Here is a 15047-nt window from a genome sequence, read left to right as displayed (position 1 = left end):
AAGGTTATGCACAGCCTTGTGGTTTTTATTCAATTTATTAACAGATGATAACGATTTCATATTTGTAAAATTCTCATAGAAAAGCGGCTTAATGCTTGTTTTCGGTTGTTAAAACCTTAAGTTTGTGAAACAATTCACCAATTCAGAATTTAAAATAGTTAAAATGAAGGTAAACGATAGTGATCGATTTCGATGGCTACCGTCCGAATGTGGGAATTGTCATTTGCAATCGTAAAGGTCAGGTTTTGTGGGCGAAACGCTATGGGCAAAACTCGTGGCAGTTTCCACAAGGCGGTATAAATGATAATGAAACGCCTGAACAAGCAATGTATCGTGAGCTTTTTGAAGAAGTGGGTTTAACTCGTAAAGATGTTAAATTACTTTATGTATCAAAACAATGGCTTCGCTATAAACTTCCTAAACGCTTATTACGCTACGACAGCAAGCCAATGTGCATTGGGCAAAAACAGCGTTGGTTCTTATTACAATTAGTCTCGGACGAAAAAGATATTAATATGCAAACCACCAAATCGCCAGAATTTGATGGTTGGCGTTGGGTGAATTTTTGGTATCCTGTGCGTCAGGTTGTTCCTTTTAAAAAAGAAGTGTACCGCAAAGCGATGAAAGAATTTGCGGGGGTATTGTTTAATCCGAAAAATCAGCCAAATGCGGCGCCTCAAGAGCAGAAAACTTCGCTCACACATTCTGCAACTAATACACCGAACAAACATTCTGGCAAAAAATATTCATCAGGCAAATATTATAAGCGTTCATTTCATCGAACAAGGGGAGCATAATGCTGAGTTTTTTTCTTATTTGTTTAATTGTCGGCTGTGTGGTCGGCTTTTTAGCAGGCTTATTTGGCATTGGAGGCGGACTGATTATTGTCCCGGTATTGGTTTATTTATTGCCAATGGTTGATGTGCCTAGTGAACTTTTGATGTCCACAGCATTAGGTACTTCTTTCGCCACAATTGTGGTAACTGGATTTTCTTCCGCACAACGCCATCAAAAACTCGGCAATATTGTATGGAATGCGGTAAAAGTGCTAGCCCCTGTGATTATGGTAACCACGTTCATTTCAGGGCTTTTTGTAGGTCATTTAGATAAAAGCATTTCGAGCAAATTATTCGCCTGTTTGGTGGTGTATCTTGCATTGAAAATGTTGCTTTCCATTAAACCAAAAGAAGCGACAAAAACATTAACCACGACTTCTTCTGTCATTGGCGGTATCTTGATTGGCATTGCCTCTAGCATTGCAGGCATTGGCGGTGGTGGCTTTATTGTGCCGTTTCTTAATGCACGTGGGATCGAGATGAAAAAAGCCATTGGTTCATCTGCATTCTGTGGAATGTTACTGGGTCTCTCTGGAATGCTAAGTTTTATCGTGGGTGGCTGGGGACAACCGAATATGCCAAGCTATTCATTAGGTTATGTGTATTTACCCGCTGTAGTGGCAATTACTGCAACGTCATTTTTCACCTCTAAATTAGGGGCAAGCACCACGGATAAATTGCCTGTAAAAACCCTAAAACGTTATTTTGCTGTATTATTGATTGTGATTGCTATCAATATGATTATGAAATAAAAGGAAATATATGAATTCTAGCTTTATCCCTTTTCCTCACTTTGATCCTGTGATTTTTCAGTTAGGTCCTGTTGCCTTGCGTTGGTACGGATTAATGTATTTAATCGGTTTTGTCTTTGCACGTTGGCTTGCCGTTCGCCGAGCCAATCGCCCAAATAGTGGCTGGACAACAGAACAAGTGGACAACCTCTTATTTAACGGCTTTCTTGGTGTATTCCTAGGTGGGCGTATCGGTTATGTGCTGTTCTATCAATTTGATTATTTCTTACAAGATCCGATGTATTTAATTCGTGTCTGGGAAGGGGGAATGTCTTTCCACGGCGGATTAATTGGTGTGATTTTAGCTATGTTTATCACTGCCAAATTACAACACCGTGGCTTTTGGGCAACGGCAGATTTTGTTGCACCGCTTATTCCTTTTGGTTTAGGAATGGGGCGAATTGGTAACTTTATCAATGATGAACTTTGGGGACGTGTAACAGACGTACCTTGGGCAGTGCTATTCCCCTCTGGCGGTTATTTACCTCGCCACCCTTCGCAACTTTATGAAGCCGTGTTAGAGGGGCTCGTGCTATTTGTCATTCTTAATCTGTTTATCAAAAAACCACGCCCTACGGGATCAGTGGCAGGATTATTTTTAGTCGGTTATGGCACATTCCGTTTCATTATTGAATATTTTCGTGAACCTGATGCGCAGCTTGGCTTATTCTTCCAACAGCACATTTCAATGGGGCAAATTCTCTCATTGCCAATGATTCTGCTGGGGGCATTGATTATGCTGATCGCTTATAAAAGTGCGGTGAAAAAATAGGGGAAATTTATAATGCGTCAATATTTAGATTTATGCCAAAACATTATTGATAACGGCACTTGGGTAGAAAATGAACGGACAGGAAAACGTTGTTTAACCCTGATTAATGCAGATCTCACTTATAATGTCGCGGACAATAAATTTCCTTTAATCACTACCCGAAAAAGTTACTGGAAAGCCGCAATTGCAGAATTTTTAGGCTACATTCGTGGCTATGACAATGCCGCTGATTTCCGTAAGCTTGGCACTAAAACGTGGGATGCCAATGCAAATGAAAATCAAGCGTGGTTGAATAACCCACACCGTAAAGGCACTGATGATATGGGGCGCGTTTATGGTGTGCAAGGGCGTGCTTGGCGTAAACCAAATGGTGAAACCCTCGACCAATTGCGTAAAGTGGTGAATGATTTAACCAAAGGGCTAGACGATCGTGGCGAAATCATCACCTTTTACAATCCCGGAGAAATTGAGCTAGGCTGTTTGCGTCCTTGTATGCACACCCACACCTTTTCTTTACTTGGCGATACCCTTTATTTAACCAGTTATCAACGTTCTTGCGATGTACCATTAGGGTTAAATTTCAACCAAATTCAAGTGTTTACTTTCTTGGCATTAATGGCTCAAATTACAGGGAAAAAAGCAGGAATGGCGTATCATAAAATCGTCAATGCACATATTTATGAAGATCAGCTTGAGCTAATGCAAAATGTACAACTCAAACGAGAGCCATTGTCTCTACCAAAATTAGAAATTAATCCTGACATCAAAACCCTTGAAGATCTCGAAACTTGGGTAACAATGGAGGATTTCAAGGTTATTGGCTATGAATCTCACCCTGCGATTAAATATCCTTTCTCGGTGTAAGCATAAAAAATAACAAAATGAAAAACTTCCACAAAAAGCACCGCACTTTATGTTACCAATCAGCCAATTTGTGGCTGATTTTTCACACGAATTAAATATTGAGGGAATAAAAGTGCGGTCAGATTTTGATGAAAAAATGATGCGTTACGCCCTAAACCTTGCTGATAAAGCAGAAGCCTTAGGGGAAATTCCTGTAGGTGCCGTGTTAGTTGATGATAAAGGAAATATTGTGGCAGAAGGCTGGAATCTATCTATTCTTCAGCACGATCCCACCGCTCACGCAGAAATTGTCGCACTCCGCCAAGCAGGACAAGTGCAACAAAACTACCGCTTACTCAATACCACCCTGTACGTTACCCTGGAGCCTTGCACAATGTGTGCAGGCGCAATTTTACATAGCCGAATTAAGCGTTTAGTATTCGGTGCTTATGATCGAAAAACAGGGGCGGTAGGTTCGCGTTTTCACTTTTTTGATGATTATAAAATGAATCACAATCTTGAAATTACTGGCGGTGTACTGCAAGAAGAATGTAGCCAAAAACTTAGCGAATTTTTCCGCAAAAGGCGTGAACAGAAAAAGCAGCAAAAGCTGACGCAAAAAAATTCCCTTCAAATTTAGAGCAAAAAAATAGGCGATACACTCGCCTATTTTTATGAGACTTATTGCATTTGATTGATTACGCAGCCACCATCACCATTGCAGGGCGAATCACTCTACCATTCAGCAAATAGCCTTTTTGCAATACAGTGGTGATTTGATTGCTTTCAAAACCTTCTGCCGGTTGCATTGAAATGGCTTGGTGTAAATCGGGATTAAAGGTTTCTCCCACCGTCCCAACCGCTTCTACGCCAAAACGTGCTACTGTTGCCAACAATCCTTTTAAGGTTAATTCCACACCATCTAACACGCCTTTTAAACTCTCGTCTTCCGTGCTAACTGGGGTTGCCAAGGCTCGCTCAAGATTATCAATGGTTTCAAGCAAATCTTTGGCAAATTTTTCTAAAGCAAATTTGTGTGCTTTTTCCACATCTTGTTCGGCACGACGGCGAATATTATCAATTTCTGCACGGCTGCGTAATAAAATATCTTGTTCTTTCTTCGCCGTTTCAACAAGTTGCTCTTCAAGTTCTTGAACACGGGCTATGGCTTCTTCTAACGCATCGCCTTCAAGGTTTTCAGCATTTTCTTGCTGTTGTGCTGTTTCTTGCACATTCTCTGCCTGTTCTACTTGTTCTTGTTTTACTTCTGTTTTTTCCACTTGTTGTTCTTGTTCTGACATCGTTTTCTCCATCTGTTCAAAAATTTGCGTTATTGTAACAAAAAACGTAAAAATTGACAGTTGCTAAACTTGGCTAGCCACTGACATAGTTTATGTGTAATATAGCCATAAATTTCTTGAATTCAAGTGCGGTCTGTTTTCCGCATAAAAATAAATATGATGTCCACAACCCATTTAATCGACAACAAAAGTTTGCATAATTCCTTCCATACCATCGGATTGGTGGGGCGTCCGCGCAATGATGTAAATTTGCAAATGCACAAAAATTTATTTCAATGGCTTTTAGAAAAAGGCTATCAGGTACTTGTGGAAAAAAGTGTGGGCGAGCGTTTAGGCTTACCTATTCAACATCTTGCAGAATTAGATGAGATTGGTACACAGGCGCAATTAGCCATTGTTATCGGTGGTGATGGCAATATGCTTGGGCGAGCAAGAATCTTAGCTAAATATGATATTGCTTTAATTGGTATTAACCGAGGTAATTTAGGCTTTCTGACGGATATTGATCCGAAAAATGCCTATGCCCAACTTGAGGCTTGCTTAGATCGTGGTGAATTTTTTGTGGAAGAACGCTTTTTATTAGAAACAGCCATTGAACGAGAAGGACAAATTATTGCCACCAGCAATGCAGTAAATGAAGCGGTGATTCACCCTGCCAAAATTGCTCATATGATCGATTTCCACGTTTATATTGATGATAAATTGGCCTTTTCACAGCGTTCTGATGGCTTAATTATTTCTACACCGACAGGCTCAACGGCCTATTCGCTTTCCGCTGGTGGCCCGATTCTTACCCCGCAACTTAATGCAATCGCGCTAGTACCAATGTTTCCACACACCCTTTCTTCTCGCCCTTTGGTCATTGATGGCGAAAGCAAAATCTCTATTCGTTTTGCAGACTACAACACCCCGCAATTAGAAGCGGGTTGCGATAGTCAAGTCGCGCTGCCGTTCACCCCTGATGACGTGGTACATATTTATAAAAGCAAACATAAACTGCGTTTACTTCACTTAAAAAGTTATAATTATTACAATGTGTTAAGCACAAAATTGGGCTGGTTGAGAAATTCCGCGTAAAAAATTTGCATAACCCCCTTTACTGTATATAAAATCAGTTATAAACTGATATATATACAGTTAAACAGGAGTGTATTATGCTTACTCAACTTACGATTAATAATTTTGCGATTGTTCATCACCTTGATATTGAATTTGCGCAGGGAATGTCTGCCATTACTGGTGAAACGGGGGCAGGTAAATCTATTGCCATTGACGCCCTTGGCGTATGCTTAGGACAACGTACAGAAAGCGCGATGTTACGTGAAGGGCAAAACCGTGCAGATATTTGTGCCACATTCCAGATTGAACCAAACAGCCCCGCTGATGAATGGCTTAAAGTTCAAGAATTGCAAGATGAAGATAATCCAGAAAACTGTATTTTACGTCGAGTAATCAACGCTGATGGACGTTCCAAAGGCTTTATTAATAGCATTCCTGTCTCTGCTAGCCAACTCAAAGAACTAGGGCAATATTTAATTCAAGTCAATGGGCAACATTCCTCACAACGTTTATTAAAAAATGACTATCAGCTCACCTTATTAGATGACTATTGCGCGCATACTGATCTGCTTACCAAGGTACAAAAGCAATATCGTCAATGGAAAGCGTTGCAACAACAAGTCGCGAATTTCCAACAAAAATGTGCCGAAAATGAGGCGAAAAAACAACTACTACAATATCAAGTTGAAGAGCTTGATGAATTTAATTTACAAGAAAATGAATTTAGTGAGCTAGAGGAAGAATATAACCGACTTGCTAACAGCGAAGAACTCACCGCACTTTCTCAATCTGTCTTAAATTTATTAAGTGAGAATGATGAACTGAATGTGGATAGCTTGCTCTATCGTGCGGTGCAAAATTTAGAAGAACTACACAGCCTTGATCCGCACTACAATGATGCACTCACAATGTTACAAGAAGCATTGATCCAAGTACAGGAAGCAAGCTCTGAGATCCAACATTTATCCAGCAACATTGACCCCGATCCGTATCGTTTACAGGAAGTGGAAAGCCGAATGAGCCAAGCACTACAACTTGCACGTAAACACAATGTAAAAGCGGAAGAATTGGTTGCATTGCATCAATCTTTAAGACAAGAACTCCATCAGCTTGTAGATTTTGCTGACAGCGAAGATGCACTGATTGAACAAGAAAAAGTGGCTTATGCACAGTTGTTAGAAAATGCACAGACCTTGAGTGCAAGCCGTCAAAAAGGGGCTGAAAAACTCTCAGCACAAGTGACTAAAGGCATTAAACAACTGGCAATGGAAAATGCCGAATTCTCTATTAGTGTGGTACAGGCGGAAAGTAAACTGACTGCCCAAGGTATGGATCAGGTGCAATTTATTCTACAAGCAAACCTCGGACAATCCGCTCAGCCATTAGCAAAAGTGGCATCGGGTGGTGAGCTTTCACGTATCGCCTTGGTGTTACAAGTGCTGACCTCTGATAAATCCGCGATTTCAACCCTCATTTTTGATGAAATTGATGTGGGAATCAGTGGTGCAACCGCAAGCGTAGTGGGAAAATTATTACGCAAATTAGGCAAAAAATGCCAAGTGATTTGCGTTACCCACTTACCACAAGTCGCCTGTTGTGGGCATCAACATTTTTCTGTCGAAAAACAAACCATTGATGGAAAAACGGAAACAAAAATGACCGCACTTTCCCAGCAACAACGTGTGAAAGCCTTAGCTAAATTGCTTGGCTCAACCAAAGTCACTGAAAGTGCCTTAGCAAACGCAGAAGAAATGCTCCGTTTAATTGCCTAAATTTCTCTAAAACCTTTCGCGTTCCGCGAAAGGTTATTGCAAGCTATTTTTGAAATGATGACGTAAAAAATCTGCTTCTTTTACTTTTTCTAGGCACTGTTTATGAGGTTTATGGCTCTATCTAAGTAATCGGGTTACTCGAGCTAGGCAAATAGGGAAAAATTGCTGACAACGCTCATCTAGATGATTTTTAGTAGATAGGGTTATCATTTAAAAAATAAAAAGAACCTTCGCGATTTAGCTAAGGTTCTTTAGCTCATTTGAAAATACTTAATCAAAACATTAGTCAATTTCTTCGTTTTTTTCCACCGCACTTTTAATTGTAAGTCTGACTTCGGCAGAAATCATCTGCGCAAGAATTTCACTGAGTTCATCAAGCAAGGAGGCATTCACTTGATTGTTGTCATCAAAATAACCATATTGTTTTAGATTTCCAACAAACGCAGAAAACACGGCTTTATCAAAAAACTCTGGAGCATTAATACCGTGCAGCACAGATAAACGTTGTGCCACAGATTGACTTTCTTTTTCTAATGTGGCTCGAGAAATCGTTGGATCATTTTGTAGAATGCTTACCGTAATGTAATAACGCTGCAAAATTTCTCTCACGCCCGATGACCAAAGCTGTAACATTCTGACTTGAGGTTTGTGGATCGCGAGCAAATTCTCATTGCATTGAATAATATTTTGCCGTTGCAATTCCTGAATAATATTTTCGACATAATCTTTTAATTCACCATCGCTGAAATGTAAAAATAATTCACCACGCAAGAACGGATAAATTTTTTCAACCGCCTCAAGGACAAGATCTTTTTGCATTGCACCATAGTGCAACACAATGCTCGCCACCAGAGAAGGCAAGGCGAATAAATGCTGAATATTGTTGCGATAATAAGTCATCAACACCGCTGAATTACGCTCTAAACGAATGATCTCGCCAAAATTATCTTTTTCAACCAAGACGCCCACACGATCTAAATTTAAAACGTGATCGAGCATTTCTTCTGGTGTTTCGCTTGGTACAATGACATCATCAGAATAAGGGACATTCTGTAAAAATTGTTGATAACTTGCTAACTGCTCTAATAACTGTTTTCGCGTTAATGCCCGCTGGCGAGATGATAGCAATGCAGTTCCTGTTAAATTCATCGCATTGACTGCGGCGGCATTATTAATATTCACCATAACTTGGTTTGACACCGCATCAACGGCTTTATTAAACCATTGTGAACGCTCATCGTCTAAATGCAATTCTTTCCATTCTGGAAAATGTTGGTTCAAATAACTGCTTAATACGATTGGCTCACCAAAATTCACATAGCCTTTACCTAAATTACGCAATTTTTTAATGACGCGTAACACAAGCCCTGCATTTTCTTTCTCTTTTGCCGCACCACGCAATTCTTTGGCATACGTATCCACTTCCAAAACGTGTTCGTAGCCCACATAAACAGGCACGACAGAAATAGGACGTGTTTGGCGTTGTTGTAATGCTTGCAAGGTCATCGACATCATCCCCGTTTTAGGGGCAAGTAAACGTCCGGTGCGCGAACGCCCCCCTTCAATAAAATATTCAACCGAATAACCACGATGGAATAATTCTGCTAAATACTCACGGAAAATCGTTGAATAGAGGCGATTGCCTTTGAAGGTTCGGCGAATAAAAAATGCCCCTCCTCGGCGGAACATAGCCCCCACAGGCCAGAAATTAAGATTAATTCCCGCTGCAATATGTGGTGTAACCAAGCCCTGATGATATAACACATAAGAAAGTAACAAATAGTCAATATGACTACGGTGGCAAGGCACATAAACAATTTCGTGACCTTCAAGTGCCAGCTTGCGTACCCGATCCGCGTGTTGCACATCAATCCCTTGGTAAAGTTTATTCCATAGCCAACGTAAGAAACGATCTGCTACACGTAACCCTTCATAGCTCACATTTGCAGCAATTTCATCTAAAATTTTATACGCCTCTTTTTGTGCTTTTTCAATGGGCATTTTCTTACTTTTTGCTTCATCTTCAATAGCTTTGAGAATCGCCGGAGATTGCAGCAATTTATTAAACATCGCTTGGCGATTTGGCAAACGTGGTCCTGTTGCAGAAATACGTTGTTTAGAAAAATGAATTTTAGCAACGCGCGCTAATTTCGCCGCAATTTTTTCATCTGAACCGTGTTCATTCACCATATAACGTAGCGAAACCGCTTGTGAAAAACGCACAAACGTATCACGCCCAAACCAAATTGCCGCGGCAAATTTTTGAAGACCATTTAATAAACGTAAATTTGGCAACCCTGATTTATTTTCGTGTCCCGGTGAACGTCCCCATAATACCGAAACAGGAATAAGCTGCACATCAAGATCCAAGAAAGTGCGGTGTAATTCTAGGTATTTATTAAAAATTGTGATGGTTTCCTTTTTTGCCCCTTTAGATTTAAAAATGCGACGCCCTTCATCTAAAAATACAAAACGAGGTAATGAAATACCGCCAATTTCATTTTTCTCGAAAGGATCAGGCAAGCCAACATTTAAGCAATTTTTGCGGAAAATCACTAAATCCGTTTGCGAGGTGTAAGGCAGCACATACACAATAGGTTGCTGTACATTTAAAGCTAATTCTTCAATAGGATGATGAGGAATCGGATTATTTTTAACTAATACAGAAAGGGGGAATTCTAATAATTTTCTATATAAATTAAGCATACTTGCCATATAAATTCCGTAATTTATTTATCCAGATAAAAAGTTACGCCATCTTACCACAAATTTTTGGCATTTTTTTTCAATTTAGCCTGATATAAATTAATTCAAGCGAAAATTTCGCATAAATCTAACAAAAATCAAACAAATATCACAGAGAGAACAAAAGAAGATTGCAACAATTCTCTTTCTGTATATAATACCAGTAAATATGGATATAAAAACAGGGGAGAGATATGACAATGATGAAAGCCCTCACAGCCCGTCAGCAAGAAGTTTATGACCTATTAAAACGGCATTTGGAAACCACCGGAATGCCGCCCACCCGTGCGGAAATTTCTCGTGAATTGGGATTTCGCTCACCGAATGCGGCGGAAGAACATCTAAAAGCCCTTGCAAGAAAAGGGGTAATTGAAATTATTCCCGGTGCATCGCGCGGTATTCGATTACTACTTGAAGAAAATGCGGAAGAAGAGCCTGAAGGCTTACCACTCATCGGACGCGTAGCCGCAGGCGAACCGATTTTAGCCGAACAACATATTGAAGGCACTTATAAAGTTGATGCCAATATGTTCAAACCGCAAGCAGATTTCTTACTAAAAGTGTATGGTCAATCAATGAAAGATATCGGTATTTTAGACGGTGATCTCCTCGCGGTACATAGCACCAAAGATGTGCGAAATGGGCAAGTGATCGTCGCAAGAATTGAAGATGAAGTTACTGTAAAACGCCTTGAACGCAAAGGTTCAATGGTTTATCTTCACGCCGAAAATGAAGAATTTGACCCAATTGTTGTCGATCTCACACAAACCGAAAGTTTTGAGATTGAAGGTATTGCCGTGGGGATTATTCGTAATAATGCGTGGATGTAACTTATTTACATTCTAGCCATTAAACATTAAAAAAATTACACCGCACTTTGATTTACCCATCTCGGTTCACGATAGCGTTCACTGCATAAGTTATCTTGAAGCTTTACGGTTAATCTCTGTTACGCTTTTAAAAAGTGCGGTTGTTTTTTTCTAAATTTGTTTGGGATAATTCACCATTTTCATCCACATTAAAAAATTTACCGTTTGCGACTAATATTTCCTCATAAAATAACCTCATTTTCCCTTGTGCTTTTTCATTAATCCTGTATAATCGCACGCCTTACAGCTACATCATCATTTTCGTTCCTTGCTTCCGCAAGATTGGTAGCTGGTCTTACAGTCGGAGGCTGATTAACCCGTAAGGAGCAGTAATGCGTCACTACGAAATCGTGTTTATGGTTCATCCGGACCAAAGCGAACAAGTACCAGCGATGATTGAGCGCTATACCAATTCTATTAAAGAAGCGGGCGGTCAAATCCATCGTTTAGAAGATTGGGGTCGCCGTCAATTAGCTTACCCAATTAACAAATTACACAAAGCACATTATGTGCTAATGAATGTAGAAGCGCCTCAAGAAGTCATCGACGAGCTAGAAACAACATTCCGTTACAATGATGCAGTTCTTCGTAACGCAATTATTCGTACTAAGCACGCCGTAACAGAAGCGTCCCCAATGGTTAAAGCACGCGAAGAGCGTAAACCTTTAGCTGAAGTTGAAAACAACGATTTTGAGGATGCTGAAGAGTAATTCAAAAATTGATAATCGCTTCTCATTGATAGGGCAAGTCAGCGGCTTTCCCAAGCGAAGCAAAAGCCCTAACGGAATTGAACATTGTCGTTTTTATTTGGAACACCGTTCCGAACAACAAGAGGCAGGATTACCTCGCCAAGCTTGGTGCAAAATCGCTGTTCAAGTTAGTGGTCATCAGTTAATTGCAAAAACTCAAAGCATTACGGTCGGCAGTAACTTATTGATAGTGGGGTTTATTACTTCACATAAATCAGCAAATGGTTTAAGTCAATTAGTATTACACGCCGAGCAAATCGAATTTATAGATTAGGAGACTAGCCAAATGGCACGTTATTTCCGTCGTCGTAAGTTCTGCCGCTTTACAGCGGAAAACGTTCAAGAAATCGATTACAAAGATATCGCAACGTTAAAGAACTATATTTCAGAGAGCGGCAAAATTGTTCCAAGCCGTATTACCGGTACTCGTGCGAAGTATCAACGTCAATTAGCTCGTGCAATTAAACGCGCGCGTTTCTTAGCGTTACTTCCGTACACTGATAATCAGTAATTAAGGAGAATACGGTAATGCAAGTAATTCTTTTAGATAAAGTTGTTCACCTTGGTAATGTTGGTGATCAAGTTAATGTTAAATCTGGTTATGCTCGTAACTTCTTAATCCCACAAGGGAAAGCGGTTATGGCAACCAAAGCTAACGTTGAATATTTTGAAGCACGTCGTGCAGAATTAGAAGAAAAAGCAGCAAAAGCACTTGTGGCTGCAATGGATCGCGCAGAGCGTCTTGAAGCCCTTGAGTCTGTAACTATCGCAAGTAAAGCGGGTGATGAAGGCCGTCTATTCGGTTCTATCGGTACTCGTGATATTGCTGATGCAATCACAGCTCGTGGTGTTGAAGTTGCGAAAAGTGAAGTTCGTTTACCAAACGGATTAATCCGTACTACAGGTGAACACGAAGTACGCTTCCAACTTCACGGTGAAGTATTCGCAAACTTACGTCTTATCGTAGTTGCTGAATAATCGCCGCTTTTTATAAGATAAAAAACCCAGCAGTCGCTGGGTTTTTTTGTTTTAATGACATTAAATATTTTGGGGCTGTCCTAGATAACGACTAAAAACTCTATTTAGGTTAGAATGAACCAATGAGAAAAAGTCGTCTAAGTCAGCATAAACAAAATAAACTCATTGAGTTATTTGTCGCAGGGATTACAGCAAGGACTGCTGCGGAGTTGGTCAATGTAAACAAAACAACAGCAGCATACTACTTTCATCGTTTACGCCTGCTCATCTATCAAAATAGCCTACACTTAGAAATGTTTGAAGGTGAAATTGAAGCCGATGAAAGTTATTTTGGTAGTGCCCGCACAGGTAAACGTGGTCGTGGCGCGGCAGGGAAAATCGCGGTATTCGGGCTCCTTAAACGCAATGGCAAGGTTTATACCGTTGCGGTTCCGAATACTCAATCAGCCACCTTGTTACCTATTATTCGAGAGAAAGTAAAGCCTGATAGTATTGTTTACACCGATACTTATCGTAGTTATGATGTGCTTGATGTGAGTGAATTTAGCCATTTTCGTATCAACCACAGCACACATTTTGCTGAAAATCATAACCATATTAATGGAATTGAGAATTTTTGGAGCCAAGCAAAACGCCATTTACGCAAATTTAATGGTATTCCTAAAGCCCATTTTGAGCTTTATTTAAAGGAATGCGAATGGCGTTTTAATTACAGTGACATAAAAACTCAAATTTCCATTTTAAAACAACTGGTTAAAGGGAGTTTAGTCTAGTTATCTAGGACAGCCCCAATATTTTAGTATCTGCTATTTGATGCACGTTTTCCACATTGAGAGTCATCTCTAGTTCTTTGCCAAGAATAATCACAATTTCTGCATAAGTTGTACTTACAGAATGCTAACAAAAGTAATAATGCAATCAGCATAATTTGTCTCTTGAAAATAAAAACAGAACAAGAAAAGTTTGGTGAGCGTCTTAAGCAGGCTATAACTGCTGGGCAATTTATGTAATCGTTTTGCCTAATAAAAAAACATTATCTGTTCACTTTCACACAATGTGAGGTGTTTATAGGTGTTCATAAGTTCTCACCAATGATTTTGTTGTGTCAAACAAATTATCGTCGATTTCCTTATGAACACTTTTTTATTTGTTGTATTTAGATTGGCAATTCAGGCTTATGATTATTCAGCAACTACGATAAGACGTAAGTTTGCGAATACTTCACCGTGAAGTTGGAGGCATACTAGCTCATTAAATATCATTTAATCTACTTCTCTAGCCCGTACTTTCAAACAATGATAAACGAATTAACGACATAAATAAGCAAAGATTAAATTAACGCCTAATCCCCCCACCATTAACCAAATCCAAATTATTGCCCCCAATAATAAGGGTTTTGTTCCCGCTTTTTTCAGTGAGTTAATATGCGTGGTGAGTCCTAATGCCGCCATCACCATCATTAATAAAAAGCGGTCTAATTGAACCAGAAAATCTACGATAAATGGAGGTAATACATTGAAAGAATTAAAAACTGCGACGCCAATAAATAATAAAGCAAAATAAGGAATGACGATTTTACCTTGCTGTGGGTTATTTTCTTTGCGTAAAAAATAGGATAAGACGAGCAAAAGCGGGGCGAGCATCATTACACGTAGCATTTTAGTAATCACCGCGGTATCTGCCACTTGAGGTGTAATATTTGCCCCAGCGGCATACACTTGTGCGACTTCGTGTACCGTTGAGCCAATATAAATACCGAATAAATGATCTGGTAAGTAAGCTTGCAAGTAAGGGTAAAGTAGCGGATAAAGGAACATACTCACTGTGCCGAAAATCACAATTAATGCCACCGCAACAGACACTTTATAAGAAGGGGCTTTTAGGATTGGCTCAGTTGCCATAATGGCGGCAGCGCCACAAATACTGCAACCTGAAGCGGTAAGCTGTACAATTTGGCGATCAATCTTAAGCCATTTAATGCCGATCCAACAAGTCAGTAAGAAAGTCAAAATTAGCATCGTTAAATCAGAAAAAAACGCATTTAAGCCAACCTGACTAATGTCTTGCAAGGTTAAACGAAAACCAAATAATACGATACCGCAACGTAATAATATTCCTTTTGCAAAGGTTACTCCCGATTTCATTACGGATTCAATACGATGATAAAACGTATTTCCACCTAAAATCCCTAACAAAATGGCTAATGTCAGGGCGCTAATGTGCCACGACAGCGCTAAGGGGGTTTGCGCAAGCGAGCTTGCCAACAAGCTAATTAATATAGTTAAGAATAAACCCGGGAGCAGTGAGAGGTGTTTCATCATTGTATGGTTCT

15 protein-coding genes and 1 pseudogene are annotated in these 15047 nt (G+C 39.8%); 13 read left to right on the top strand and 3 right to left on the bottom strand.

The genetic code is table 11. The features are described 5' to 3' along the window. Nucleotides 1–179 precede the first annotated feature (179 nt). The 5 genes and pseudogenes from rppH to tadA form a co-directional block, all read left to right on the top strand. Nucleotides 180–651 (top strand): annotated as a pseudogene (gene rppH, locus L5B83_RS05510) (RNA pyrophosphohydrolase); the annotation flags it as partial. Nucleotides 652–796: 145 nt separating this feature from the next. After that, nucleotides 797–1588, top strand: coding sequence for a sulfite exporter TauE/SafE family protein (locus tag L5B83_RS05505; RefSeq protein WP_265762617.1), 792 nt, complete (start codon nt 797–799; stop codon nt 1586–1588). A 10-nt stretch (nt 1589–1598) separates the two neighbouring features. Beyond that, entirely contained in the window at nt 1599–2399 is an 801-nt protein-coding gene (gene lgt, locus L5B83_RS05500; RefSeq protein ID WP_250349617.1) for a prolipoprotein diacylglyceryl transferase, read from the top strand. Nucleotides 2400–2411: 12 nt separating this feature from the next. Continuing rightward, nucleotides 2412–3263, top strand: a complete 852-nt coding sequence (locus L5B83_RS05495; protein WP_265777822.1) for a thymidylate synthase — start codon at nt 2412–2414, stop codon at nt 3261–3263. A gap of 97 nt (nt 3264–3360) precedes the next feature. Then, nucleotides 3361–3882: a tRNA adenosine(34) deaminase TadA gene (gene tadA / locus L5B83_RS05490; protein ID WP_265778387.1), complete on the top strand. Its 522-nt coding sequence runs from the start codon at nt 3361–3363 to the stop codon at nt 3880–3882. Between the two features lie 58 nt (nt 3883–3940). Here tadA and grpE read toward each other — a convergent pair whose 3' ends face one another. Further along, nucleotides 3941–4543, bottom strand: a complete 603-nt coding sequence (gene grpE, locus L5B83_RS05485; RefSeq protein WP_250349615.1) for a nucleotide exchange factor GrpE — start codon at nt 4541–4543, stop codon at nt 3941–3943. Between the two features lie 159 nt (nt 4544–4702). On the opposite strand from grpE, the gene L5B83_RS05480 reads away from it, so the two are divergent. Both L5B83_RS05480 and recN read left to right on the top strand, forming a co-directional pair. Further along, complete coding sequence (locus L5B83_RS05480) at nt 4703–5620, top strand: NAD(+) kinase (protein WP_250364590.1); 918 nt, start codon at nt 4703–4705, stop codon at nt 5618–5620. A gap of 77 nt (nt 5621–5697) precedes the next feature. Further along, the gene (recN, locus tag L5B83_RS05475; RefSeq protein ID WP_265777821.1) at nt 5698–7374 is read left to right on the top strand and encodes a DNA repair protein RecN; all 1677 of its coding nucleotides are present in this window, start codon (nt 5698–5700) and stop codon (nt 7372–7374) included. Nucleotides 7375–7656: 282 nt separating this feature from the next. On the opposite strand, the gene plsB is transcribed toward recN, so the two are convergent. After that, the gene (gene plsB / locus L5B83_RS05470) at nt 7657–10089 is read right to left on the bottom strand and encodes a glycerol-3-phosphate 1-O-acyltransferase PlsB (RefSeq protein WP_250349613.1); all 2433 of its coding nucleotides are present in this window, start codon (nt 10087–10089) and stop codon (nt 7657–7659) included. 224 nt (nt 10090–10313) lie between these two features. On the opposite strand from plsB, the gene lexA reads away from it, so the two are divergent. From lexA to L5B83_RS05440, 6 genes are all read left to right on the top strand, one after another. Continuing rightward, on the top strand, nt 10314–10949 hold the full coding sequence (gene lexA / locus L5B83_RS05465; RefSeq protein WP_250363490.1) for a transcriptional repressor LexA: 636 nt from the start codon (nt 10314–10316) through the stop codon (nt 10947–10949). A 371-nt stretch (nt 10950–11320) separates the two neighbouring features. Continuing rightward, on the top strand, nt 11321–11698 hold the full coding sequence (gene rpsF / locus L5B83_RS05460) for a 30S ribosomal protein S6 (RefSeq protein WP_103854031.1): 378 nt from the start codon (nt 11321–11323) through the stop codon (nt 11696–11698). Beyond that, on the top strand, nt 11685–12011 hold the full coding sequence (gene priB, locus L5B83_RS05455) for a primosomal replication protein N (protein ID WP_265777820.1): 327 nt from the start codon (nt 11685–11687) through the stop codon (nt 12009–12011). Before rpsF ends, priB begins: the two co-directional genes overlap by 14 nt. Before the next feature lie 12 nt (nt 12012–12023). Beyond that, nucleotides 12024–12248 carry a 30S ribosomal protein S18 gene (gene rpsR, locus L5B83_RS05450; RefSeq protein ID WP_035687245.1) on the top strand — a complete coding sequence of 75 codons (225 nt, stop codon included), beginning with the start codon at nt 12024–12026 and terminating at the stop codon, nt 12246–12248. A 17-nt stretch (nt 12249–12265) separates the two neighbouring features. Beyond that, nucleotides 12266–12715, top strand: a complete 450-nt coding sequence (gene rplI / locus L5B83_RS05445; protein ID WP_126371816.1) for a 50S ribosomal protein L9 — start codon at nt 12266–12268, stop codon at nt 12713–12715. A gap of 122 nt (nt 12716–12837) precedes the next feature. After that, a complete protein-coding gene (locus tag L5B83_RS05440; protein WP_265777819.1) occupies nt 12838–13488 on the top strand; it encodes an IS1595 family transposase in 651 nt (216 codons plus the stop codon). Nucleotides 13489–14022: 534 nt separating this feature from the next. Here the strand turns inward: L5B83_RS05440 and L5B83_RS05435 are convergent. Next, on the bottom strand, nt 14023–15033 hold the full coding sequence (locus L5B83_RS05435; RefSeq protein WP_265778386.1) for a YeiH family protein: 1011 nt from the start codon (nt 15031–15033) through the stop codon (nt 14023–14025). Nucleotides 15034–15047: the final 14 nt, after the last annotated feature.

Origin of the sequence: Avibacterium sp. 21-599 (genome assembly GCF_026226765.1) — a bacterium.
Taxonomy (GTDB): domain Bacteria; phylum Pseudomonadota; class Gammaproteobacteria; order Enterobacterales; family Pasteurellaceae; genus Avibacterium.
This window is presented reverse-complemented; position numbering and strand designations above follow the sequence as displayed.